Source organism: bacterium Scap17 (genome assembly GCA_013376735.1).
Taxonomy (GTDB): Bacteria; Pseudomonadota; Gammaproteobacteria; order Pseudomonadales; family Halomonadaceae; genus Cobetia.
This window is the reverse complement of the sequence record VINJ01000001.1, coordinates 2,421,392-2,446,984: the sequence shown is the minus strand read 5'-3', so window position 1 is coordinate 2,446,984 and position 25,593 is coordinate 2,421,392. Positions and strand designations below refer to the sequence as shown.

At 61.3% G+C, this 25,593-nt stretch carries 19 protein-coding genes and 1 pseudogene; 16 read left to right on the top strand and 4 right to left on the bottom strand.

What is annotated here, in order from left to right; genetic code table 11:
* The first annotated feature begins 34 nt into the window (after window positions 1-34).
* The 13 genes from hyi to FLM52_10340 all read left to right on the top strand — a co-directional run bounded on the left by hyi (window position 35) and on the right by FLM52_10340 (window position 17,466).
* Window positions 35-829, top strand: a complete 795-nt coding sequence (hyi, locus tag FLM52_10400) for a hydroxypyruvate isomerase (GenBank protein ID NVN56199.1) — start codon at window positions 35-37, stop codon at window positions 827-829.
* Between the two features lie 313 nt (window positions 830-1,142).
* Window positions 1,143-2,138 (top strand): NAD-dependent epimerase/dehydratase family protein, encoded by a 996-nt coding sequence (locus FLM52_10395; protein NVN56198.1) that lies wholly within the window; start codon window positions 1,143-1,145, stop codon window positions 2,136-2,138.
* A gap of 163 nt (window positions 2,139-2,301) precedes the next feature.
* The gene (locus FLM52_10390; protein ID NVN56197.1) at window positions 2,302-3,678 is read left to right on the top strand and encodes a GntP family permease; all 1,377 of its coding nucleotides are present in this window, start codon (window positions 2,302-2,304) and stop codon (window positions 3,676-3,678) included.
* A 183-nt stretch (window positions 3,679-3,861) separates the two neighbouring features.
* The gene (locus FLM52_10385; GenBank protein ID NVN56196.1) at window positions 3,862-5,361 is read left to right on the top strand and encodes a GGDEF domain-containing protein; all 1,500 of its coding nucleotides are present in this window, start codon (window positions 3,862-3,864) and stop codon (window positions 5,359-5,361) included.
* The gene (locus FLM52_10380; GenBank protein ID NVN56195.1) at window positions 5,358-6,602 is read left to right on the top strand and encodes a GGDEF domain-containing protein; all 1,245 of its coding nucleotides are present in this window, start codon (window positions 5,358-5,360) and stop codon (window positions 6,600-6,602) included. Before FLM52_10385 ends, FLM52_10380 begins: the two co-directional genes overlap by 4 nt.
* Before the next feature lie 566 nt (window positions 6,603-7,168).
* Window positions 7,169-8,575 carry a cytochrome ubiquinol oxidase subunit I gene (locus FLM52_10375; protein NVN56194.1) on the top strand — a complete coding sequence of 469 codons (1,407 nt, stop codon included), beginning with the start codon at window positions 7,169-7,171 and terminating at the stop codon, window positions 8,573-8,575.
* A gap of 4 nt (window positions 8,576-8,579) precedes the next feature.
* A complete protein-coding gene (cydB, locus tag FLM52_10370; protein ID NVN56193.1) occupies window positions 8,580-9,578 on the top strand; it encodes a cytochrome d ubiquinol oxidase subunit II in 999 nt (332 codons plus the stop codon).
* A 67-nt stretch (window positions 9,579-9,645) separates the two neighbouring features.
* A complete protein-coding gene (gene cydD, locus FLM52_10365) occupies window positions 9,646-11,352 on the top strand; it encodes a thiol reductant ABC exporter subunit CydD (protein ID NVN56192.1) in 1,707 nt (568 codons plus the stop codon).
* 4 nt (window positions 11,353-11,356) lie between these two features.
* The gene (gene cydC / locus FLM52_10360; GenBank protein NVN56191.1) at window positions 11,357-13,078 is read left to right on the top strand and encodes a thiol reductant ABC exporter subunit CydC; all 1,722 of its coding nucleotides are present in this window, start codon (window positions 11,357-11,359) and stop codon (window positions 13,076-13,078) included.
* A 148-nt stretch (window positions 13,079-13,226) separates the two neighbouring features.
* The gene (locus FLM52_10355) at window positions 13,227-14,057 is read left to right on the top strand and encodes a hypothetical protein (GenBank protein ID NVN56190.1); all 831 of its coding nucleotides are present in this window, start codon (window positions 13,227-13,229) and stop codon (window positions 14,055-14,057) included.
* Window positions 13,936-15,759, top strand: a complete 1,824-nt coding sequence (locus FLM52_10350) for a long-chain fatty acid--CoA ligase (GenBank protein ID NVN56189.1) — start codon at window positions 13,936-13,938, stop codon at window positions 15,757-15,759. Before FLM52_10355 ends, FLM52_10350 begins: the two co-directional genes overlap by 122 nt.
* A gap of 10 nt (window positions 15,760-15,769) precedes the next feature.
* Entirely contained in the window at window positions 15,770-16,618 is an 849-nt protein-coding gene (locus FLM52_10345; protein NVN56188.1) for an iron-containing redox enzyme family protein, read from the top strand.
* Window positions 16,615-17,466: an SDR family oxidoreductase gene (locus FLM52_10340; protein NVN56187.1), complete on the top strand. Its 852-nt coding sequence runs from the start codon at window positions 16,615-16,617 to the stop codon at window positions 17,464-17,466. The genes FLM52_10345 and FLM52_10340 overlap by 4 nt, the downstream gene beginning before the upstream one ends.
* A gap of 139 nt (window positions 17,467-17,605) precedes the next feature.
* Here the strand turns inward: FLM52_10340 and dkgB are convergent, their stop codons facing one another.
* The 4 genes from dkgB to FLM52_10320 all read right to left on the bottom strand — a co-directional run bounded on the left by dkgB (window position 17,606) and on the right by FLM52_10320 (window position 21,881).
* Window positions 17,606-18,412, bottom strand: coding sequence for a 2,5-didehydrogluconate reductase DkgB (dkgB, locus tag FLM52_10335; protein ID NVN56186.1), 807 nt, complete (start codon window positions 18,410-18,412; stop codon window positions 17,606-17,608).
* A 171-nt stretch (window positions 18,413-18,583) separates the two neighbouring features.
* Window positions 18,584-19,594, bottom strand: a complete 1,011-nt coding sequence (locus FLM52_10330; GenBank protein NVN56185.1) for an alcohol dehydrogenase — start codon at window positions 19,592-19,594, stop codon at window positions 18,584-18,586.
* Between the two features lie 72 nt (window positions 19,595-19,666).
* Entirely contained in the window at window positions 19,667-20,581 is a 915-nt protein-coding gene (locus FLM52_10325) for a TIGR03571 family LLM class oxidoreductase (GenBank protein NVN56184.1), read from the bottom strand.
* A 118-nt stretch (window positions 20,582-20,699) separates the two neighbouring features.
* Entirely contained in the window at window positions 20,700-21,881 is a 1,182-nt protein-coding gene (locus tag FLM52_10320; protein NVN56183.1) for an MFS transporter, read from the bottom strand.
* A gap of 398 nt (window positions 21,882-22,279) precedes the next feature.
* Between FLM52_10320 and FLM52_10315 the strand changes: the two are divergent.
* The 3 genes and pseudogenes from FLM52_10315 (at window position 22,280) to FLM52_10305 (ending at window position 25,526) form a co-directional block, all read left to right on the top strand.
* A pseudogene (locus tag FLM52_10315) lies at window positions 22,280-22,501 on the top strand (hypothetical protein).
* 58 nt (window positions 22,502-22,559) lie between these two features.
* Window positions 22,560-24,077, top strand: coding sequence for a sodium:solute symporter family protein (locus FLM52_10310; protein NVN56182.1), 1,518 nt, complete (start codon window positions 22,560-22,562; stop codon window positions 24,075-24,077).
* 192 nt (window positions 24,078-24,269) lie between these two features.
* Entirely contained in the window at window positions 24,270-25,526 is a 1,257-nt protein-coding gene (locus FLM52_10305) for a GGDEF domain-containing protein (protein ID NVN56181.1), read from the top strand.
* Window positions 25,527-25,593 lie beyond the last annotated feature (67 nt).

Here is a 25,593-nt window from a genome sequence, read left to right as displayed (position 1 = left end):
TGACGTCTTCGTCTCTGAAACCCAAGGATCTGACATGACCCGATTGGCCGCCAATCTCAGCATGCTGTTCACCGAGCATGACTTTCTCGATCGCTTCGCGGCTGCGGCCGACAGCGGTTTTCGCGGGGTCGAATATCTCTTCCCCTATGCCTATTCCCCGGAAGCATTGCGCGCGAGGCTTGATGAGCACCAGCTGTCGCAGGTGCTGTTCAATCTGCCGCCGGGCGACTGGGAGGCCGGTGAGCGTGGCCTGACCTGTCTGCCGGGGCGCGAGGAGGAGTTTCGGGCCTCGGTGGCCGAGGCGATCCGCTATGCCCAGGCGCTGGACTGTCCGTGCGTGCATGCCATGGCGGGCCTGGTGCCGCAGGGCGCGGATGAGGCCATGCGCGCGCGCTGCACCGAGACCTATATCAGCAACTTGCGTTACGCCGCTGCCGAGCTTGAGAAGGTCGGCAAGACACTGCTGATCGAGCCGATCAACCCGCGCGACATGCCTGGCTTCTATCTGAGTGGCCAGGCGCAGGCACGCGAGATTCTCGCCCAGGTCGGCGCCGCCAACCTCAAGGTGCAGTTCGATCTCTATCACTGCCAGATCGTCGAGGGCGATCTGATCCGCAACCTGGAAGCGCAGTTCGCGCATATTGGCCATGTGCAGATCGCCGGCGTGCCGGACCGTCACGAGCCGGATGTCGGGGAAGTGCATTATCCGGCGCTGTTCGACCGGCTGGAGAGTCTGGGGTATGACGGCTGGATCGGCTGTGAATATCGTCCGCGGGGTGAGACGCGCGCAGGCCTCGGCTGGGGTCGCGAGCATGGCTTGACGCCCTGAATCTGATTCAGAGGGCTCGCTCGGTGAAGACCAGAGTTTTGGGGCAGGTGACTGCGCCGGGCGAGCGTTCAAGGATCAGTAGCAAAATCAGTGGTATATTGTTCAGACCACAATGTGCAGAAAAGATGAAGTAATTGAGTGAGTGACGCCTTTTTAGTCGCATATACCTTCTTCTCATTGCTGCTGAAGAGTGTGAAGCGCTATTTTTCCATTCCGTCTGGTCTGGTTGTTGTACCACTTGAGAGCTGCTGCTGAGTGATCTGCCCATGCGGCAAGCCTACCTACGCCAGAACACAAAAGTGGAGTCCACACGATGCACGTCATGATTACCGGCGCCGCCGGATTTCTCGGTCAGCGCCTGACCGAGGCCCTGATCGACAAGGGCAGCCTGAAGGGGCAGCCATTGTCACGCCTGACCCTGCTGGACCAGATCGAGGCGCCACATCCCGAGGCGGCGTCATGTCTGGCAGCCGAACCGGCCACCTCGCTGGATATCGAGATCGTGGCAGGCGATATCGCCGATGCCGAGGTGCTTGATCGCTGCCTGGCGGGTGAGCCGCAGGTGATCTATCACCTGGCAGCCGTGGTCAGCTCGGCGGCCGAGGCGGATCTGGCGCTCGGCATGCGCGTCAATTTCGATGCGACTCGCCTGCTGCTGGAAGGCTGTGCGGCGCGTGGATTGCGCGATACCCGGCTGGTGATGGCCAGCTCGGTCGCCGCCTACGGAGGCGATCTCCCCGAGACGCTGAGCGACATGACCGCGCTGGTGCCGCAGAACTCCTACGGCACCCAGAAGGCGATGTCGGAACTGCTGATCAATGACTACAGCCGTCGCGGGCTGGTGGATGGCTGCGTGCTGCGTCTGCCCACCATCATCGTGCGCCCGGGGCGTCCCAATGCGGCAGCCTCGAGCTTCGCCTCCTCCATCCTGCGTGAACCGCTCAATGGCGAAGCCGCCATCTGCCCGGTACCGAGCGAGCTCGAGATGTTCGTGATGTCGCCCCGTCGGGTGGTCGCGGCTCTGATCAAGGGCGCGGAGGTGGCGAGCGCGGACTTCGGCCTCTCGCGCTGCTTCATGCTGCCGGGCATCACCGTCAGCGTCGCGTCAATGCTCGCGGCGCTCAAGGATATCGCCGGCGAGCAGGCGCTGGCACTCGTCAAGCATGAGCCTGACTCGCGTATCACCGCCATCGTCGGCAGCTGGCCGGCGCGCTTTGACACCCGCAAGGCGCGTTCGCTGGGCTTCGTCGGCGATGCCGACCTGCACGAGATTCTCAATGCGTATCGCGACGAGAGTGCTATCGCCTAGCCAGCGTATGGGCATCTCATCCAGGACGAGCTCGCCAGACACCTTTGCCAGACCTGCTCGTCACAGCAGTACGTCAATAACAATGATCGGCGTCATGCCAGCCGGCAGCGCCGACACCGCATACCTTGCGCCACACAATAACAAACTACAGGAGTAGCACCCCATGACAGACGCCGCCGTCGCGGGGCCACAGGTCATCATCGGCCTGGGCATCGCCATCTTCGTCATGATCTATCTGGTGTTGAAAACCCGCGTGCATGCCTTGCTGGCCTTGATCATCGCCGCCTCGCTGGCGGGGTTGATCGGCGGCATGCCGCCCAATGAGGTCATCAGTGCCATCACCACTGGTTTCGGCAAGACGCTTTCCACCATCGGCCTCGTGATCGGCTTCGGCGTGATGATGGGGCGTATCCTGGAGGTGACCGGTGCCGGGCAGCGCATGGCCTATGCCATCCTCAATCTGTTGGGCAAGAACAAGGAAGAGGCCGCGATGGCGCTGACGGGCTATATCGTCTCCATCCCGATCTTCTGTGATTCGGCCTACGTCATCCTCAACCCGCTGGTGCGTTCACTGGCGCGCAACAGCGGACGTTCGGTGATCGGTCTGGGCATCGCGCTGGCGGCCGGCTTGATCATCACCCACTCGAGCGTGCCACCGACCCCGGGCCCGCTGGGCGTGGCCGGTATCTTCGGTGTCGACATCGGTCTGATGATCGGCTGGGGCCTGGTGATTACCGCGCCGGCGCTGATTGCACTGGTGATCTATGCCCGCCTGATGGGGCCGCGTATCGAGGCGATGCTGGAAGCCCAGCCGGGTGGTTTCGAAGGTAGCGTCAAGCATGACACCGACAGCATGATGCCTGAATCGCAGCTGCCTTCCCTGCTGATGTCCTGCATGCCGATCGGCCTGCCCATCGCGCTGATCTTCCTCAATACGCTGGTCAGCGCCGTGATGGGCGATACCAGCAACGTGTTTACCAGCACCATCGCCTTCGTCGGCAATCCGGTGATCGCTGTGGGCATCGGGGTGCTGGTCGCCATCTATGGTCTGATGCCGAAGACCCCCAGGCAGGAAGTGTTCGATCATCTGGAAAAGGGTGTCGAGACGGCGGGTATCATCCTGCTGGTCACCGGTGCCGGTGGTGCGCTGGGCTCGGTACTGCGTGCCAGTGGCGGCGGCGATTACATCGCCATGCAGGTGGCAGCGCTGGGGCTTCAGCCGCTGTTGGTTCCGTTCATCATCGCCACCCTGGTGCGCTTCATCCAGGGGAGTGGCACGGTGTCGATGATTACTGCGGCCTCGATCTCCGCACCTATCCTGATGGGCATGCCGGACGTCAACATGGTGCTGGCCGCGCAGGCCGCCTGTATCGGCGCGATGTTCTTCAGCTACTTCAATGACAGCTATTTCTGGGTCGTCAACCGCATGCTCGGCGTCAAGAGCACCAAGCATCAGATGCTGGTGCTGACATTGCCGACGACACTCGCCTGGGCCATTTCCATCATTACCCTGTTGCTGCTCAACGCCATCATCGGTTGAGCCAGTTAGCGCAGTCAGCTGTATCTAGAACACCGGGCCTCATCGAGGCCCGGTGTTTTCGTTGGATTTTCGTCCATCAGCGGGGTATCAACACGGACCTGAGGCGTTTGTCATTTCCATCAGCGTGCTTTCAACATCTGCGCATGTGATAAAGAAAGCAGGACGATTGAAGGGAAATCAGACATGCCTTCACGAATGGCAATATTGGAGCAGCACCTGAGTGCCACGACCCCTGCGAAGCTGAGCTTTGCCCCTGAACTCGAGAGAGACTTTGAGCAGTTCGAGCATCGTCGGCGGGTAAGCCGTGCCGTAATGGGTTGCTGGAGCCTGATCATCTTTCAGCTGATGTTCGTGCTCTATGACACCGTCTATGCGCCGATCGTGATGCCGGTGACAGAGAATCTCGCCGTGATGCTGCGCCTGTATGTCTGCATCGCACTCGCGATACTCGTGCTGGTCCTCAAGAGCGAGGTCTGTCGTTCCGCCGGGCGCGAGGCGCTGCTGGTCGCGACCCTGTGGGGCGTGATCGGCCTGGCGGCGTGGCTGGCGGTGCGCGAGAATCACCTGCGCTGCTTCCTCGAACTCTATGCGCTGGGCGTGGTGCCACTGATCGGTATCGTCCTGATGCAGATTCGTTTCGTCTCGGCTCTGGTGCTGTCGGCAGGGGGAATGGCCATCGTGATGAGCGTAGCGCTGAGTGTCGCGATGCCCTATGCCCACATGGACTTCGCGATCGCCTTCGTTTTCATGGCGTTCTGCCTGTTTTCGCTGGTTGCCAGCTTTCGCATCGAGTTCTCGGCCCGCCATGCCTACCTGATGACCTCCATCGATCAACTGCGTCTGCAGGATGTCGAGTCGCGCAATGCCGAGCTGCAGGAAATGGCCAGCCTCGACCCCTTGACCCAGCTCTACAATCGCCGTCATCTGATCGAGGTGCTCAAGCAGCACCATGGCGATGCTCAGCAGGCAAAGAACGGCGTGTCAGCGTCCCATCCGATGTCACCCTTACCATGTCTGGCGCTGATGATGATGGATGTCGATCACTTCAAGGCCTTCAATGATCACTACGGACATGTTGCGGGCGACAACTGCCTGTATCAGATCGCCCAGGCCTTGCACGAAACACTGGACAGAGAAAAAGGCGCTGGCAACGCCGGTGCTCTCGAGGGGAAAGAGGCTGCGTTGGCCAGCGTCGTCCGCTTCGGTGGCGAGGAATTTACCGCCCTGGTGGCCGTGCGGGATCTCGAGCATGCGCGCAGCCTGGCCGAGGCGATGCGCTATGCCATCAAGTCGCTCAAGCTGCCTCACCGCGAGTCGGAACTCGGCGTCGTCACCCTGAGTGTGGGGCTTTGCGTCATCCCCTTGTCGTACCTGCTCGAGGGCGAGGGGATGGAGGATGAGATGACGCGTGACATGGCGGTCGAGACGCTGCTCAGCCGCTGGGTCGATCAGGCCGACAAGGGGCTCTATCGTGCCAAGCGCCATGGCCGCAACCGTACCTGCGTGCAACGTGGCAACGGCCATGACAAGGCGCGCGCCCAGGTCAGTGATGACCTGCGTGATGGCCTTCATGACGAGCGCCAGGCTGCGCCGCAGGGTGAGCGGCAGAATGCGCAGCACGATGAACAGAAGGCTGAGTTGCCTGATCACAGGCCGCCGATGGGCGGAGCGGGCCTGTCATGAGAAGTCAAAAGCGACTCCCCGGCGGCCGTGAGGCGATGATGCCCGCGGCGGTGGCCGCCGAGCGCGGGGTCGTCGAGGGGCTGATCGACGGTCATGGCGCGTCACGCTGGCGGCTCATGTTCCCTGACGCCCTCGAGACTCGGTATGTGGAAGAGACGCGCGTCTCGCGCACGCGCGGCTTGCTGTATTCCGGCATCTTCGCCTTCGTGATGTATGCCACCTTCCTGATCAGTGACACCATCCATCGCAGTGAGGACCTGGCACTGGCCGCCATGCTGCGGCTGGGCTGTGTCTGCGTGGTGGCCATGCTGGTGCTGCCGCTGGTGCAGCGCGCGTCTTCCATGCGGCTCAAGGAATGGCTGATGACTGCGCTGGTGATCAACACCATGCTGGTCAGCGCCATCCTGTTGCAGCTCTCGCGCACCGAGCTTTCGCATGTCGATACGCTGTTGTTCGGCTTCTTTCCGATGGTCGGCAACATTCTCTTTCGGCTGCGCTTCCCCCAGGCACTGACGGCGTCGCTGACCTGCACGCTCATCATGGCCGGGGTGATCGTGTTGGAACCTGCCGGTCAGGAGGGGCTGGAGCTGCTGGCGATGGTGATATTCGTCAGCACCACGGGACTTTCGCTATTGGCCAATTACCAGCTCGAGCACAATCAGCGGCAGGTGTGGTTGCTGCGCCAGCGTGAGCGACTGTTGCTGGAGGAGAAGCGCGCTGCCGGTCAGCGCCTTACCCGAGAAGCCAACTGCGATGCACTGACGGGCGTCTACAACCGGCGTCACCTGGAACGGGATCTGGCCCAGCGCTGGGCGGACCTGACCCGTGAGAATGGGCTGGCGATCCTGATGGTGGATGTCGATTACTTCAAGACTTACAACGACCATCATGTCCATGTGGAAGGGGATCACTGCCTGCGGCAGGTCGCCGAGGCCCTTCAGGCCGCCATCGGCCCGCAGCCGGGCATGGTGGTGCGCTATGGCGGCGAGGAATTCCTGGTTCTGCTGGAGTCAGTGACCGAGCGGCAATTGCGGGCCTGCGCCGAACGCATCCGTCGCAAGGTGCGTGCGCTCAAGCTGATCCACCCCGAAAGCTCCGTGGCGAAAGTACTGACCGTCAGTGTCGGGGCGGTGAGCTACAAGGCTGAGCAGCACACCAACTTCACCGACCTTGTACGTGCCGCCGATGCAGCATTGTATGATGCCAAGCATCAGGGCCGTGATCGGTGTGTCGTGGGGTGAGTGACTGCGCCAGAGTGGTAGAACAGAACAAGAAGAAGAGGGCAAAGTAAGAGGTTTGGCAAAAAAGCAATCGAGGCATGGAAGCAAATAACATGTATTCTCGAAAGGGTATGTCTTTACATAAGACTATATTAATGTAAGTGCTCGAATCAGTGGGGAGCGGCCGATGGCAGCCAAGCTGTCTCGTCACTGATTTTGATTATCATTGGCCGTGTCTGAAGCTCGGCGTTTGGGTATCTTGATATGCGTCAATAAATACGGTTATGCAGAGAAAGAAAGGTGGCAAGTGGAAGTGATTTGAGTGAAAAATACGGAGATGCTGCCATGCAATATGGCGGGCCCTGTCACGCAGCATTTGATGATGATGGGTACGGCCAGGCCTGCGGCAATACGTCATCGTGCATGTTAGAACGTTGTTTTCTATGCTCTGTATGTCAGTAAAAAGCATTGAGCCTGTCTATCGTGTGATCACGGCCTGACCGTGATATCGCTGCCACAGAGCGCTCTGTCTCTGGATGAGGCGCGCGCTGTGCAATCCTGAAGCTTGAAGTCGTGAGGAGTCGCCCATGGAACTGGATCCCGTGATGCTGTCGCGAATACAGTTCGGTTTTGTCGTGTCATTCCACGCCGTCTTCCCGGTGTTTACTATCGGTCTGGCGTCCTATGTTGCCTTGTTGCACGGGCTTTATTACAAGACGGGCAATGCTGCCTGGGATCGACTTGCCGCCTTCTGGGTGAAGGTATTTGCCGTGGTATTCGCCATGGGGGTGGTCTCGGGAATCGTGATGGCCTTCCAGTTCGGTACCAACTGGAGCAACTTCAGTTATGCCAGCTCCAACTTCATCGGCCCGATGCTCAGCTATGAGGTGGTGACGGCCTTCTTCCTGGAGGCGGGTTTCCTCGGCGTGCTGTTGTTTGGGCGAGGCAAGGTGCCGGAAGGGGTTCATCTGTTCTCAGCTCTGATGGTGGCACTGGGGACCTTCATCTCTTCGTTCTGGATTCTCTCCACCAACAGCTGGATGCAGACCCCGGCAGGCGTGGAGCTGGTAGATGGCCACTTCTTCGTCAAGGACTGGGCCGCTGCAATCTTCAATGCCTCCCTGCCGTATCGCTTCGCCCATATGGCGATCGCCTCCTTTCTGACTGGTGGCTTTGTCGTGGCGGGGGTAAGTGCCTGGTATCTGCTGATCAAACGCGACGTGGAAGCCAACAAGCGGGCCTTGTCCATGTGCATGTGGTTGCTGCTGGTGCTGGCGCCGGCGCAGGCGGTGGTGGGTGACATGCACGGCATCAACACGCTGGAGCACCAGCCGACCAAGGTCGCCGCGATGGAAGGCAACTGGGAGACCCAGTCGGGCGCGCCGCTGCTGCTGTTCGCCTGGCCGGACAAGGAAGCCCAGACCAACCACTTCGAGATCGCGATTCCCAAGCTTGCCAGTCTGATTCTGACTCATGACCCCGACGGTGTGGTGCCGGGGCTCAAGGAGGTCGCGCCTGACAAGCAGCCGCCGGTGTGGTTCGTGTTCTGGTCGTTCCGCGTGATGGTGGCGATGGGGCTCTTGATGATCGCCGTGGCTTTCATCGGTTTCTATCTGCGCCGCGGGGGCAGGCTCTATCACTCACGTCCTTTCCTGCAGACGCTGCGCCTGATGTCCATTGCGCCATTCTTCGCCGTGCTGGCGGGCTGGTTCGTGACCGAGGCCGGGCGGTCGCCATGGTTGGTTTACGGGATGATGACTCAGCAGGAGGCCGTTACGCCGTCACTCACCGGATGGATGGTGCTGACCACTCTGATCGGCTACTTCCTGGTCTATCTGGTGGTCTTCGTGACCGGCAGCTACTACCTGACCCGCGTCATCCGCGGTGGCATGCAACCGGAACTGCCGCATGACGAAGTCGAGACCGCGATGCGTCCGCTGTCTGCCGCCCATGAGAGCCTGGATGACGATGCCAGCCGTACGGTGAGGAGTTGAGCTGATGGAAATGATCAATCTGACAATGATCTGGGCGCTGATCATCGGTTTCGGCGTCATGATGTACATCCTGATGGATGGCTTCGATCTCGGGGTGGGCATCCTGTATCCCTTCGCTCCTGACGAGCACGCCCGCGACGTGATGATGAACTCGGTCGCGCCCATCTGGGATGGCAACGAGACCTGGCTGGTGCTGGGTGGGGCCGGGTTGCTGGCCGCCTTCCCAGCGGTCTACACCATCCTGCTGCCGGCGCTATATCTGGGGGTGTTCCTGATGTTGGCGGGGCTGATCTTCCGGGGCATCGCTTTCGAGTTCCGCTTCAAGTCCTCGCGCAATCGTCACTGGTGGAACATCGCCTTCAGCGGCGGCTCCTTCCTGGCGACCTTCTGTCAAGGCGTGGTGGTCGGTGCCTATATTCAGGGCTTCGCCACTGAAGGGCACGTCTATGTCGGCGGCGCCTTTGACTGGCTGTCCCCGTTCACCGTGATCACCGGGCTTGCGCTGGTGGCAGGTTATGCCCTGCTGGGGGCCACCTGGACCATCATGAAGAGCGAGGGCGAGGTGCAGGAGTGGGCCTATCGCATCACGCCGAAACTGCTGATTGCCGTGCTGGTCGGCTTCGGGGTCATCAGTCTCTACACCCCGTTCGTGGATGACTATGTGCGGGAGCGCTGGTTCGATCATCTGGGCGTGTTCTGGGTCTTCCCGGTACTGGCGCTGTGCTGCGCGGCATTGATCTGGCGGGCCACCAGCAAGCGCCTGGAAGGACAGCCCTTCGTGGCGACGCTGGGTCTGTTCCTGTTCACTTATCTCGGGCTGATCTTCAGCAAGTGGCCGTATCTGGTGCCACCGGATATCACCTTGTGGGACGCTGCCTCCGCGCCGGAATCGCAGTTGTTCCTGCTGTTGGGCGTCCTGTTCGTCATTCCGATGGTGCTGGGCTATACCGCCTGGAGCTATTGGGTGTTCCGCGGCAAGGTCAAGGAAGGTGGCTATCACTGAATCAGTCAAGTCCCCGGTCGGTAACGCTGATCGGGGCACCCGAAAATGCAGCCAGGCCGGTCGATGGCTGAGACAGCAGGCGACGCGAGAGCGTCGCCTGCTTGGGTTTGCGGCGTGCTTCGGCATCCTGGCCGGCGGCCTGACGGTCGCCCAGCTGGTGCTTGCCGCCTGGGTGATCAGCGAAGCCATCGCGTCTCCCGCCGCGCTGGGAGAGCTCATATGGCCCTTCGTCGGTCTGCTGGCGCTCCTGGGCGCGCGGGTGCTGGCGACGGGGGCACAGGAGCTGCTGGCCCAGCGTGCCAGCCAGCGACTGCGCCAAGCCATTCGTGGCGAGGTGCTGACAGCGCTCGAGACATTGGGGCCGGTCCGCGCTGCCCGTTATCACAGTGCCGAGCTCGCCCAGCGCTGGGTGGAACAGGTCGAGGCGCTGGAAGGCTACTTCGCGCGCTTTCATGTGCAGATGCGCCTGGTGGTGATCACGCCGCTGGTGATTCTTGTCATCGTGCTCAGTCAGGACTGGCTGGCGGCCATCCTGCTGGCGCTGACCGCGCCGCTGATACCGCTGTTCATGGCATTGGTCGGCATGGGGGCCGAGTCGCTCAATCGTGACCAGTTTCAGGCGGTCTCTCGGCTGTCGCGTCACTTCGTCGATCGGGTGCGTGCCATCACCACCCTGCGGCTGTTCGGGCTAGGGGATCTGGCGACTCGTGAGGTGACGCTGGTGGCCGATGATTACCGCAAACGCAGCCTGCGCACCTTGCGGCTCGCCTTCCTGTCATCGGCGGTGTTGGAGTTCTTTGCCTCGGTGTCGATCGCCGTGGTCGCCATCTACATCGGCTTCGGCCTGCTCGGCGACATCCCCATCGGGCCCGCCGATGAGCTGACGCTGTTCAGTGCACTGGTGATCCTGCTGCTGGCGCCCGAGTTCTTCCAGCCGTTACGCACCCTGTCGCAGTTCTATCATGATCGCGCTGCGGCGCTGGCCGCCTCCGAGACGCTGATGGAGATTCTCGCCGCTGCCGATGGCGCGCCGACGCGCCATGCCGACCCTGTGGCGAAGCCTGCGCCTGGTGACGCTGCCGCCTCAGCGACAGATGAGCTGTTGCGCCTGACGGAGGTCTGTCTGAGCCACCCCGAGCGCGGTCAGGTACTCGGGCCGCTGGATCTGGCACTGATGGAGGGCGAGGTGCTGGTCTTCAGCGGGGCGTCCGGGGCAGGCAAGTCGACCCTGCTTCAGGTGATCGCCGGGTTCGTGGCCCCGGACAGCGGTCAGCGTCAGATAGCCCCCTCCACGCAGCTTGCCTGGATGGATCAACGCCCGCTGCTGATGCAGGGCAGTCTGGCCGACAATTTGCGGATCACTGCTCCCCTGGCCAGTGACGCCGAGATCACCCGCGCGCTTGAGCGCGCCGGGCTTGAGGCCGTGCTTGCCGCCTTGCCCCACGGCATCGACACGCCGCTTGGCGAGGGCGGACGTGGGCTGTCCGGTGGTCAGGCACAGCGCCTGGCGTTGGCGCGGGTATTTCTGAGCGATGCCGCGCTGGTGCTGCTCGATGAGCCCACCGCTAGTCTTGATGCCGAGACGGAACGTCATCTGATCGCGGGCTTCGAGGGATTGAGCGCGCAAGGGCGAACTCTGGTGATCGCGACCCACCATCCGGCGCTGATCGCCATGGCGACGTGCCACCTGGTGCTGGAGGAGGGGCGAATCCTGCCAGTGACAGCCGGAGCGACGAGCCAACAGGAGGACGAGCGTGACACATCCCGAGACTGACAGTGTGACCTTGCGCGAGGCGCTTACGCGCTTGGCTCCCTGGTGGCGTCTGCATGATCGCTATCGCCGTCGCCTGATACTCGGCGTGGTGCTGATGCTGCTCACGGCCTGCTCGGCGCTCGGCCTGTTGGCGGTGTCTGGCTGGTTCATCACCGCGTCCGCCCTGACGGGGGCGGCGTTGGCCGCTGGCGCGGCCATGACACTCGATGTCTACACCCCGGGCAGCGGCATTCGACTGTTCGCCGTCGTGCGCACCGTGTCGCGCTATCTGGAGCGGCTCTACAACCACGACACCATCCTGCGTCTGTTGGCCAGTCTACGCGGCACGGCGTTTGCCGCACTGGTGACGATGGACCCCGCGCGGGTGGCGGCGCGGCGTTCCAGTGACTGGCTCAATCGCCTCACCGCGGATATCGACACCCTGGATGCGCTTTACCTGCGTCTGGCAGCGCCGCCACTGATGGCGCTGGGGCTGATCGCGGTCTTGGTGGGGCTGGTCGCTGTCTGGCTGCCGGTAACGGCGGCGTGGCTGGCGGGACTCCTCGTGCTGGGCTGGGCCTGGTTGACGCTGGGCCAGGCGCGCTGGGGGCTGGCTGCCAGTCGACGACGCGTCACGACCCTGGAGGCGTTGCGCTCGGCACTGATGGAAACGCTACGCGGTCAGGCGGAGCTTGAAGCCTATGCGGCGCTGGGCAGTGCCCGCCAGCGGCTGGACGAGATCGAATCGCGGCTGTTGAAGGATCAGTGGCGTTTGGCGGTGATCGCGGCCATCGGCAACGGGCTGGCCAGTCTGGTGATCGGCCTTGCGTGGCTGCTGTTGCTGGCGGCCGCCATGCAGGGGATGGCGGATGAGCGACTGACACCGGCGGTGATGGTCATGCTGCCGCTCGCGGCCATGGCCTTGAGTGAGGGCCTGGCGGGTTTGCCTGCTGCCTTCACCCAGGCCGGCGCCAGCCTGGGGGCTGCCGAACGTCTCAATGAGCTGTCCTTCGCCACTCGCGCGCTGAAGGGGCAGCAGGCTCTGGCCAGCGGAGCCGTCTGGGTACAGATACAGCAGGTGTCGTGGCGTTATCCCGGTGCCTGGTTCGAGGCGCTGCATGAGGTAACGCTTGATATCGTCCCAGGTACCCAACTGGCCATCTGTGGAGCATCCGGTTCCGGCAAGTCGACGCTGGCGGCCTTGCTGACTGGTCAGACGCGCCTGCAGAGCGGCAGCATCCTGCTCAATGATCAGCCCATCGAGGCCTGTTCGCCCGAGGCGCTTTCCCATGCGGTGGGCTGTCTGACCCAGCAGGTGGAGCTGCTGGATGCTAGCCTTGCCGACAACCTGCGACTGGGCGCGCGTCAGGCCAGCGATGCGCAGGTCTGGCAGGCTCTGGAAGCGGTGGACCTTGCCGGGTGGGCACGCCAGTTGCCGCAGGGGCTCGCCACCCGAGTGGGTGAGGGCGGCCGGCAGGTCTCGGGGGGGCAGGCGCGGCGCCTGGGGTTGGCGCGTCTCGTGCTGACGGACCCGGGATTGCTGATTCTGGACGAACCCTTTTCCGGCCTGGATGCGCGCACCACACAGCGTATGGCACAGCGTCTGGAGGGTTGGTTCAAGGCGCGAACGGTGATCTATCTGCTGCATGAGCATGACTTGGCTTCACCGCGCCCCGGTACGCAGAGCATCACTCGGGTTCACTCACTTCCGGTAACGAGTAGCGTTCTGGCGCAAAAGAAACTCTGATCCCGGAATCCTCTCTGTGGCCATCGACCTGGCTTGCAGAATGACATGCACGGTTACCTCTCAGGCCGTGCATTTCCTAGTGACGATCTTTTTTCCTGTCTTAAGCCTTCGCTAAGCTGGCGACCCTAGTCTGGGGACATCTTCCTCGATGAGGTGCCCCATGGAATTTTCAAGCTCTCAGCTTACGACAGCGACGGTTGCGGTCAGCAATGATGTTTCGCCTGTTATCCGTTCCAGTAGTTCTTCTCTTGTCGCAACAGGGACTTCGTTTTCAGAGACGCCAGCGCCATCCGATGTCACGGTGCGCAACGAGTTGTATTGGTGCGATATAGCTGGCCGGCCTCAGGCAGAGGCCTTCGTGAAAGCTTGTTTCCAGCGTCACCATAGTGCGCGCATTCACGTCCACTATTCTCGTCTACTGGTGATGCAGGGTGAGCCAGAGGATGGCCATTCGCTTGATATCGGAGATGTCGACATTCATGCAGTGACTGGGCTGATGCGCGCCGATGAAGGTCCCTTGAGGGTGGAAGCCTATCTTGGAGTTCGCATCGAGACGCTGCTGGCCGACACTGAGCAACGTCAGATCGAACGGCATCAGATCATGGAAATCGGTGCACTATGCAGCGCCACTGCGGGTGCAGGACGGATGCTGATGTTGGCTCTGGTTGAGGTGCTGGCGAGTCTCGAGGTCGAGTGGCTGGTGGTGACGGCTTCGCGCGAGGTGAGAAATGGTCTGTCACGTCTGGGTATCGCCATGCGTGATATGGGCAAGGCCGATCCCACATGCCTTGACAGTCAGGATGATTGGGGAAGCTATTATGCACATGATCCTCGCGTCGTCGTGATTCGTCCCTTGGATGAGGCTCAGCGTATGGGCAGCTCTCCCTTGGGACGCCGATTGCTGGCTGGAGCACCACGCTTTCTGCAGACAAGTCTTTCACCATTCCCGGCATTTCCTACCACTAACGGAGGGTGCTGAGATGAACTCACGACTGCTGGAGACGCTAGAGCTCCTGTCCGAGGTCGACCCTGCGCGAGTCTTGCTGATAGGGCGCGATGCCATCCATGAGGATCGAGATTACACGGCAAAGCAACTATGGGAGGCGATCGAGGTACTTGGAGGCGCCTTCAATGCCGTTGGTATTCGCCATCTGGGGTTGGCGGGGGACAACAGTCCGCAGTGGCTTGTCATCCAACTTGCCGCCTGGCGGGCGGGTATTGTCGTTACCCCTATTGCGAATTTCTTCAGTTCCGAACAGTGCCAACATCTGTTGGCTACTACGGCACTTGATGCCATCGCGAGCGCTGAACCGGGGGCGTTGACTCGTCTGGTCAATTTAGAAGTTTCCAATGAGAGTCTGGCCGATGAGTCATGGCATGCTCAGCTGGATCATGAGATTGGCGAGGGCGAATGGAGGTCCCGCTGTCTGTCGCTGGAAAAGGGTGAGGCGGTCTATCTGATACAGCGCTCATCCGTCCCTGCTGCCGTCCCTGCCGGCACTGCATTGATCACGTTCACTTCTGGGACGACAGGGGCGCCCAAGGGAGTCTGTCTGTCGCTTGAGCATCTTGAAAAGGTTCTTGAGGGTCTATCGGTACGATTGGAGCCCGTGACGCTCAAGCGGCATGGCGTTCTCCTGCCGCTGGCAGTGCTACTGGAGAACCTCGCTGGTGGTCTGCTGGCACTGTGGCAAGGCCGCTGCGCCATCGTGGATACCGCTAGTTGCACTGGATTGATTGGTAGTGGAGGGCTCAATGCCCTGACGCTTGAATCCTGGCTTGATGAACGTCGGCCCCAGAGCCTGATTCTGGTCCCTAATCTGCTGCAGGTATTGGTTGCATTGTGTGAGAGCTCACCGATTGAGTCACCTTGGCGCAACTCACTGACGCTGGTCGCGGTCGGTGGAGCCAAGGTCCCCGCTTCGCTGCTGGCGCGTGCCATAAGGCTTGGCCTGCCGGTCGCCCAGGGATATGGCTTGTCGGAATTGGGGTCCGTGGTGTGTCTGTCGTTACCTGGGGAGGAAAAAGGCGAAATTGACAGTGTCGGGCAGCCGCTTGAGGGCCTGAATCTCTCACTCGATGATACGGGACAGCTGATGATCCACGGCCGTCGCATGCTGGGCTATCTGGGGGAACTTAATCCCTTGTCAGCCGATCAGCCATGGCCCAGTGGTGACCTTGCTCGCTGTCTCGAAACCGGGGGCTGGTGTCTGGAAGGGCGACAAAGAGACGTGCTGATCCTTTCCTCGGGCCGAAATGTCTCGCCAGGATGGATCGAGGCAGAGCTGGCACTCATTCCCGGTATCCGACAGGCCTTCGTGGAGGGTGATGGTCTATGCGGATTGATTGCCTTGCTGGCACCGGTGCTCAACGGAGACTCCACGTGTACGGAGGATGCCATTGCTCGAGCGATTACCCTGCTCAATTCTCGTTTGCCTGATTACGCCCGACTTGTTGCCTGGCAGGTACTGGAAGCATCACCGGATACCACGCAGCCATTATCGATTGCCAGTGGTGAAATGACGGATAACGGGCGCCTCAGGCGCGCGCGTATTCGTGAACGGCGTGGTGATGATCTCAAGCGATTGGCTCAACGCATCTCGACGCCATCGACCGTTTATCCCTGCCCCTCTTCTTCCCAAGAGTCTGACGTATTGTCACGTCATCACAGTGCTTCCTGAGGAAATGATCATGTCCTTAAACAACAACGTCTCATCATACCAATCTGTCAATCGGCAGGCGGATACTGGCGAAGTCGCTACTCAGACTCCTGCTGCCTCTGGAGCTGGCATCCCCTCCGACAATGGCCGGCCTGATGGGTTCTACCGCCAGTTGGTCGCTGCCACGGCCACGGAACGCGAGAAGTTGCTATCCGGTCCTCTGGTGGCCCGTGCACTGAATGGTCAGATCACCCTGGCGGAATATCGCGCCTTCCTGGCTCAAGCCTATCACCATGTGCGCCATACCGTATCGCTCATGATGGCCTGTGGGGCGCAGTTGTCAGAACCCGCTCATGTCTCGCGAGACGCGCTGCGTATGGCCGTCGCGGAATACATTGATGAAGAGAAGGGGCACGAGCATTGGGTACTGGATGATCTCGCTGCGACGGGAGTCCCTCGTGAGAGGGCGGTGCAACGAGCGCCACTGTTGGCAACCGAGCTGATGGTGGCTTATGCCTACGACAGCATACGTCGGCGTCATCCACTCAGCATGTTCGGGATGGTGCTGGTGCTGGAGGGGACCAGTACTGCTGTGGCCAGCGGGGCCGGACGAGCCGTGCGTGACAGTCTGGGGCTTGGAGATGATGCCTTCCACTATCTTTTTTCTCATGGCGAGCTTGATATCTCTCACATGGAGTTCTTCGCCAACCTCATGGACAGTATCACCGATGAAGGAGAGCAGCAGGCAATTATCCATGCCGCCAAGGCCTTCTATCATCTCTATTCCAGTGTCCATCAGGCTGCGCTCGAGGATGCATTCCACTGGACTGATGCGGCGCTTGCAGCGGATTGCGCCATGGAGAAGGAGGCGTTGGCATGAGCCACTCGCTTCACGCATCCAGAGTATTGATCACAGGGGCCAGTGGCGGGATAGGACGGGCACTGGCCCATGAGCTGGCGAGGCTCGGCTGTGAACTATGGTTGGTAGGGCGTCGTCGTGACACGTTGGAGGCATTGCGTGATGAGTTGCCCAAGCGCGTGGTAACCAGCTTGCTGGCACTTGATCTGACCCACGTCAGTGCCCGTGAGGCATTGAGTGATGCACTATTGACCTGTCCTCAGTCTCAGCGACCTTTTCTGGTGGTACATCTGGCGGGTGTGAATGAGGTTGGCTGGTTTGCCCAACAGTCGAGCGAGAAGGTGGAACGATTGCTCGACATCAACTTGACCAGCACGATCTTGCTGACCCAGCAGCTCTTGCCGATCCTGGCGTTGGCAGAAAAAGCACAGTTGATGCTGGTGGGGTCGATGCTTGGTCATATCGGCCACCCTGGCAATGTTGCCTATTGTGCCTCGAAGGCAGGACTCAGGGGGTTCAGTGAGGCATTGGCGCGAGAGCTCGCGGGCAGTTCCGTGAAGATACAGTACATTGCACCTCGGGCAACTCGTACTCCCATCAATCCACAACATGTTGAGCAGATGAACGCGGCATTGGGCAATGCCATTGATGAGCCAGAAAGCGTTGCGAGACTTGTGGTGAAGCAGTTGGCTAGTGGACAAGTGCGTCAAACGATAGGGTGGGCAGAGCGATCCTTCGCTGTGCTCAATAGTTTGTGGCCGAGACTATTGGACCGTGGATTGATAGGCAAGCGTCAAGTGATGGAACGTCATCTCGGTCCGCTCTCACAGACGAATGAAAAGATAGGGGCTACCTCCCATAAGGCGTGAGGATGCGAATAACACGTCAAATTCGTGCGAGCGGGATCGGGGTCTGTCTGCCAGTATCCTTGGACAGCAACGCAAAAGGCCTCCCGAGGGAGGCCTTTTCATTTCTTTGACGTGGCATCAGGCACAGGCCTGAGGGTCATCAGTCCCAGTCGGGTGCGAAGTCCGGGTTGGCGATACGTTCGCCGCGATCCAGCTCGGCAATCTTGGCCATGTCCTCGCCGGTCAGTGTCAGCGAGAAGGCCTCGAAGTTGCTCTTGATGTTCTTCGCCTTGGTGGAGGACGGGAAGGTGACGATGTCCTGCATATTGAGCCATGCCAGCGCGATCTGCGCGGGGCTTACATCGTGGCGTTCGGCGATGGCCTTGAGGGTGTCGTCATCCATCACCTTGCCGACAGCCAGTGGCATGAAGGCGGTGACCTGAATACCCAGCTCGTGGCACTTGTCGAGTACCTTGCGGTTCTGCAGGAAGGGATGCACCTCGACCTGATTGGTCATCAGCTCGTCACGCCCCAGAATGCCCACTGCGCGTTCTAACTGGGCACAGGTGAAGTTGGAGACGCCGATGTGACGGGCCTTGCCCTGAGCCTTGAGCTTGGCGAGTGCCGGCAGGTAATCCTCCATGGCCACCTCGTCATTCGGCGACGGCCAGTGAATCAGCAGCAGGTCGACGTAGTCCATCTTGAGCTTTTCAAGGCTCTCTTCGACGCTCTTCTCCAGGTCGCCCGGCTGCAGGCGGTCGTGCCAGATCTTGGTGGTGACGAACAGCTCGCTGCGCGGAATGCCGCTGTCGGCGAGCACCTGTCCCACTTCGGCTTCGTTGCCGTAGAACTGAGCGGTATCGAAGTGACGATAACCGGCGTCCAGCGCTGCCTGCATGCTGTCACGCAGGACATCGCCTTCCAGACGGAAAGTGCCAAAGCCGGGATTCGGTAGGGTAGTCGACATGCGGTAACTCCTGTTGACGTTTCCGTCGTGAATGACGGGAGCGTTTCCATGTGTGGTGTCGTGTTTACTGGGGCTGTAAAAGTGGCGCGACAATGGCGTACCTACGCATCAGTCAAGTGCCGTTTTCGCAACAATGCTGCATTTCTCGACCTGAGCCTCCCGCAATGCACCTCATTCGTTGGCCGTGATAACGAATTTCAGGGCGCGACGCTCACCGCCCTTCAGCTCGGCGAGACAGGTCGGCAGTGCCGTGAACGACTCGACGCAGGGCGCCGGCTGATTCATGGAGCCATCGGCAATCGCTTCGAGCAGACCTTCCCCCGCCTCGACCAGGCGTGCCCAGTCCTCGTCATCACCCGCCCAGTGCAGGGCACCCAGCGCGACTTCATGCTGCGAGATGGCGCGATCGAAGGCTGGCGTGGCCGCCTGCTCCAGACGGTCCTGAATGCAGACGATGTGGCCATTGGCCCCCAGATGGCGGGTCATCTTGTGGGCGTGATCACCATTGACGGTGTCGATCACGGCGAAGACCGGCGCGTCCAGTTGCTCGGCGTCCGCAAGCGTCTCGTCGGCGCCCAGCGCCTTCAGGTCCGTGTGGCGCTTCTCGGAGGCAACGCCAATGACGTGGAAGTTGCGCTGTCTGGCCAGCTGGATCAACCAGCGGCCCACGCTGCCGGAGGCGCCGGTGATCAGCAGGCGTCGCCCGGTCTTGACGGGCAGCTTGTCGATGGCAAGCCAGGCGGTCAGTGCCGGGCACGGGAAGGCGGCGGCGTCATTGAAGCCCAGGGTGACGGGCAGGCGCATCACGGCGCGCGCCGGGACACGCAGGCGTTTGCTGAAGGTGCCCGGCCCCGCCAGAGTGGTGTGGACCGCGATGCGATCGCCCGGCGATACGTGGCGGACATTGGCACCGCAGGCAATCACCTCGCCGGAGGCATCGACGCCGGGTATCTGGCCGGCTTGCCACAGCTCGCTGTCCATCGCCATGAACTTCCAGTCGACGGGATTGAGGCCGATGGCACGTGTGGCGACCAGTACCTCGTCGTCACCCGGGGCACCGATGTCCACCTCTGACTGCTCGAGCGCCTCAGGCTCTCCCGGGCCTTGCCATATCCAGGCGGGTACCCGAGTGGCGCTGTGACTGATGTCTTGCGGGGTAGTGGTCTCTGTGGAATCTGACATGGGATCTCCTTGCAAGCGTGAACGGTAATCCTTTGCGCCATGGCGGGGGCAGATCAGTGTGAACCATCAGCCTCATGAAAAGTGCGGCAGCACCTCACGACCCAGTTCCTCGAGGGTTTCCGTGAGCGGGCGGCGATTGCGACGCAGGTGGAAGCCGATGTGATTTACCCCGGCATTCTGCATGGCAGACAGTTCTTCCATGAGGGCAAGGCGGCCACTCGACAACCCGAAGCGATGACGACGCACCGGGGCGTGCGGGTCTTCTTCCAGATTGAGGTGGATGAAACTGACGTAGGGCTTGTCGCCGGCGACCTGACGCCAGAGCGCCGCGCGGCGGATGTGATCGTCCGGTGTGCCTGGGTAGGCCAGCCAGCCGTCCATCTCGCGGCCGATCCACTCCGGCGTCTGCTGCGAGAGCCCGGCACTCAACAGCGGCGGGCGCGTTGCGGCAGGCAGGATGGCCTGACCTTCACGCAGGGCATCATCCGCCTGGCCCTTGATGACATCCACCGCGTGACGGAAGGCGGCGCCACGGGTCGCGAACTCCTCGCCGAACAGTGGATATTCCGCCGGTCGGTCGCCACTGGCGACGCCCAGCAGCAGGCGGTCTTCGCTCAGGGCCTGCACGCTGGCGGCGGCCTTTCTCACCAGCCACGGCTGGCGCAGCGGCAGCACCGCGGCGGCGGTACCCAGCAGCAGGTTGTCGGTGTGACTGGCCAGATAGCCCAGGTAGGTGAACAGCTCGAAGACCTGACCGGCATCGCCGAAGGCGGGGTCGAACAGCGGCACGTCACGCAGCCAGGCGGCGCGGAAGCCGAGCCTGTCGACCTGTTTGATCAGCTCGGCATGGGCGCGCATGTCAGGCACGCCGAAGGGCGTGGAGGGGGCTCTGTCAGTGCGGACCCAGTCATTGTCGAGAGGCAGTTCGACGCCCAGGGTCAGGGGGCCTTGGGTGAGGCGATCCAGCGGGCGGGTCGGGGAGATCATGATGGAATCCTTCAGCAAGTGGGTATGTAGACGACGGTGCCCCCGAGCCAGCAGGCTGAGCTGTCGGAATCGGGGGCACGTCGTGATGGCATTAGGCTGCGGGCGGGCAGGTGACGAGTCAGGCGGTCGCGATGGAAGACGCGTGACGCTTGTCGAGGCGACCGGCCAGCAGGGTCAGCAGCAGGGCAGCGGTGACGATCAGCGCGCCGATCCAGGCGGTGTCGGTCAGTGCCATCGAGGAGACCACCTGGCCACCGACGATGGAGCCCAGCGCGATGCCGATGTTGAAGGCGGCGATGTTGAGGCCGGAGGCCACATCAACGGCCTGCGGCACGAAGCGTTCGGCCTGTTGTACGACGTAGACCTGCAGGCCCGGCACGTTGCCGAAGGCGAAGGCACCCCAGATCAGTATGGTGATCACGGCGGTGATCGGGTTGGCGGCAGTGAAGGTCAGCACGCCGAGGATGACGATCAGGCCACCGAAGATCAGGGTCAGGGCGCGAATCGGGCCCATGCGGTCGGCCAGCTTGCCGCCCTGGATGTTGCCGATGGCGACCGAGACACCGTAGACCAGCATGATCAGACTGATGGCGCCTTCATTGAAGCCACTGACGTTCTGCAGCAGCGGGGCCAGATAGGTGAAGGCCGTGAAGGTGCCGCCGTAGCCGAGAATGGTGATCAGATAGACCAGCAGCAGGCGCGGATGAGTCAGCACCTTGAGCTGTTGGGCGAAGGTGGCCGGTACGTTCTTCTTGAGATTGTTGGGCACCAGAATGGCGCTACCGATCAGTGCCAGCACGCCGAGGACCGAGACCACGAGGAAGGTGGCGCGCCAGCCGAAGTGCTGACCGATCCAGGTGCCCAGCGGCACGCCAGTGACCAGAGCCACGGTCAGGCCGGTGAACATGATGGCGATCGCACTGGCTTCCTTGTCCTTGCTCACCAGGCTTGTCGCGATGGTGGAGCCGATGGAGAAGAAGACCCCGTGGGCCAGGCCAGTCAGGATGCGCGCCGTGATCAGCGAGCTATAGCTGGGTGCCTGCCAAGCCAGCAGGTTGCCGGCGATGAACAGTGCCATCAGCCCCAGCAGTACCAGCTTGCGATTGAAGCGGCCGGTCATGGCGGTCAGCACGGGGGCGCCGATGGCGACACCGACGGCATACAGGCTGACCAGCAGGCCAGCGGAAGGCAGAGAGACGCTCAGATCCTGAGCGATGGTGGGTACCAGTCCGACGATCACGAACTCGGTGGTCCCGATGGCAAAGGCGCTCAATGTCAGCGCCAGCAGGGCAAGGGGCATGGCAGTTCTCCATCAGCAATGGGTGGGTCTTGGATGCTGTGCAGTCTGCCGTGAGTTACCTTTGTGATAAACGCGCCAAATGATGAAAGACTTTTGCAGTTTTCGTAAAGACGACCCTTGAGAGCTTCTTTTCTTCCCATCCTTGCAGCGGCTGTCCCTGTCAGCTTGTGTCGCCTTATCGAGCGCGATTTCGTGTCACGTGGCGCCACTGGCTGATTCAACCGGGCGACTCAACAGCGGGATTCACCAGGGTGACTCCACAGGGCGGGGCGCAGCGGCTACACTGCGCGCCGAGAATTTTCATTCACTCCCTGTTCACATCGGAGATCGTCTTGGCCGCGCCTGACACCTTGTCTTCCTCTCAGCCTGATGCCCGGGCTGCAGAGACCCCCTGTTCCTTGCCACGCCTCGTCGTGCCCTCGACCTGGCGGGGCTGGAGCCTGCTGGTGATCTTCCTGCTACTGGTCGTGATGGGCGTCTGGCCGGTGATCGGCTGGATCAACCAGCAGACCCTGTTGTGGGGCATGCCGTCCTTGATCATCTGGAGTTACCTGATCATCTTCGCCTGCAGTGGTGCGATGCTGCTGGGCAATTGCCTGTTGCGCCGTCGCCACGGTGACGACGCGCTGACGAAAGGCCCGTGGGCCAAAGGCCTGATGACCAAGGACCCGCTGGCGAATGAGACGGAGGCGCCGCGTGATTGATCCGCATGCCTTTTCGCCCGTGCATGACAGCGTGCCCTTGCTGGTCACCCTAGGGTATGTCGTCCTCGCCATGGCCATCGGTCTCGGGGCGCGGGGCGGCCGGCGCATGGACACGCTGGAGCAGTGGGGAGTTGCCGGGCGCTCGATGGGGCCTGTGACGCTCTATCTGTTGATCGCCGCCGGCAGCGTCAGTGCCTATACCTTCATGGGCGCGCCGGGCTGGGCCTACAGCAAGGGCGTGCCGGTGTTCTATGTCGCCATCTATCTGGCCTATCTGGCGCTGGTGGCCTGGTACTTCGGCCCCAAGGTGTGGAAGTTCGGCGAGCAGTTCGGTCATGTCACCCAGGCAAGCGCGATCGCGGACCGCTATCAAAGCCCGCTGCTGGGCGCGCTGTCGGCGCTGGTGATGTCGATTGCCTCCATCGCCTATGCGGTCCTGCAGACCATCGGCTCGGCCTACATCCTGCTGGTGATGAGCGGCGGGCGCATTCCGCTCTGGGCTGGCGTGTTACTGGTGCTCAGCGCGATTGCCGTCTATCTGTTCGTCAGCGGCCAGCGCGCCATCGGGCGTACCAATGCCTTCCAGGGCGTGTTGATGCTGGTCGTTGCCTGGGTGATCGGCCTGTGGGCGGCCTATCTCTCCACCGGCGAATGGGGGTTCAGTGGCGTGTTCACGCGTCTTGAGGCCAGCCACCCGGAGTATCTGCGTCTGCCCGGCGCCGGCGGCGACATGAGCTTCAGCTTCTGGACCACCTCGATCATCGTCTCGATGCTGTCCTTCATGCCGCCGGTATGGACCCAATGGATGAGTGCCGCCTCCGCCGACACCATCCGCCGCAGTGCCAGCTGGCTGCCGACCTACTATGTGGTGATCCTGCCGCTGGTGGTGGTCGGCTTCATCGGTATCTATAGCCTGCCAGAGCTTGCGCGCGCCGACACCGTGGTGCTCGAATACGCGATGGCCAACATGCCGGTCTGGCTGGTGGGTCTGTTGGGCGCGGGCACGCTGGCGGCCTCGATGTCCTCAAGCGAGCCCTTCATCCACTCGGTGGCCCTGAGCTTGAGTCGTGATGTGCTGCAGCCGGGCCTCAAGCTTGATGACCAACGCGCTGGCAGGCTGGCGCGCTGGCTGATCTTCCCGGTGATGTTCCTGATCGTGGCGCCGCTTGCGATCTGGGAGCCGGGCAACCTGGTGATGATCCTCTTGATCGGGCTGGGCTTTGCCTCTCAGGTATTGCCGGCATTTCTAGGCATGTTCTTCTGGCCGCGCGCTTCGGCGTCAGGTGTCATCAGCGGCATCAGTGCCGGCTTCGTGGTCACGGTGCTGTTTACCGTCGTATGGCCGCATCCGCTGGGCCTGCATGCCGGTTTCTGGGGGCTGATGCTCAACCTGCCGGTCTTCGTGCTGGTGTCATTGCTGACCCGGCCGGTGGATGAGGCGGTGACGTTGCGCTTCTTCCGCATCGCGGCCCCTTGGAGTCTCAAGCGCTGATAAGCAGCCTGGTAGGTCATGGCGGAGTGATGTCGGGGGGCATCACTCCGCTGATAACCGAGCGTTTGGCTCAAGAACAGTTGTCTGAAATATGTTGACAGACTCTGCGTATGGCGAGGTTGTGAACGATTGTCACGTTTGTATCTGATTGCTTAACGATCTGAATCGCCACACCTAGAATGAGCTCATTGATTGTCACTCCTCTTGGAGGGGATGTTAATGAATGACCTGATGGTGCAGGTGGAACGACAGATACAGCATAAGGGCGGTCCTGGAGTGCGTTTCCCGGTCGAGATTGAGGCCCGCTTCGAGCAGGATATTCATCAGGCTCGTAGTCATAAGCTCGCCTTGATGGGGTTGGTGGCGATAGGTATCTATGTGTTGTTTCTGTTCAATGACTGGTATTTGCGACCGGACCACATGCGGGAAGCCATCGTCATTCGCGTCGGGGTCATGACACCCATCACCTTGTTCGGCCTATACGTGCTCAAGCGTGGCGTTTCACCGATTATGCGTGAGATGTTGATGACTGGGCTCATCTGCCTCGCGATGATTTTGACTGCCTTGTTGCTTCAGGTGTCAGCCTCTGCGCATTCCTTCCTCGACCTGTTCGCACTCGGTCTTATCGTGCTGGTGGGCAATGTCCTGTTTCAGCTGCGCTTCTGGTATGCCCTGTGCTCCTCGATCTTTCATTTCAGCGTGATGCTGTATCTGGTTACCACGCATCCCACGCCTTCCGATTCGGCGGGCTTGATGGCCTTCATGGTGTTCTTTTCCATTACTCTGTTTTCGATCATTGCCAATCTACGCAGCGAAAAGGCCGAGCGTCTTGCCTACCTGTTGCTGCTACGCGAGCAGCTCAGGGTCGAGGAGTTCACTGAAAAGAGTGAAGAGTTTCGGCGTCTGGCATCGATCGACCCCTTGACCGAAGTCTATAACCGGCGTCACTTCGACAGTCTCGTGAACTCCCTGCCCGGCAAGCAGGCCGGCAGTCGACTCCAGTGCGCTGTGGCCATGATCGATGTCGACCATTTCAAGGCCTACAACGACCACTACGGCCACGTGAAAGGGGACCAGTGCCTCAAGCGTATCGCGACGGCCATCTCTGAAAGTGTGCACCCTGATGTCGATATCGTGGCGCGTTTCGGGGGTGAGGAGTTCGTGGTGCTACTTCCATTTTGTACATCGCAGCAGGCACTGGCTCGCGCAGAAGAGATTTGCCGCCATGTTCGCGACCTGGCGCTTTCGCACGCGGGGAATTCACGCCACGATATTGCCACCGTCAGTATCGGGGTTTCTGCCACAGGCACCGGCCAGAACTGCAGCTTCGAGACCATCCTGAAGCAGGCGGATGAGGCGCTTTATCGTGCCAAGGCCTCGGGGCGAGATCGCTGCGAGCTGTTTGCTCAGCAGAATCAGCAAGCGCTGGGCCGAGCCTTCGCCGGCTAGCGTCGTGGTGATGTGGTGATGTCGTTGTGTCGTTGTGTCGTTGTGGAGTCTGGGTCGAGCGCCCAAG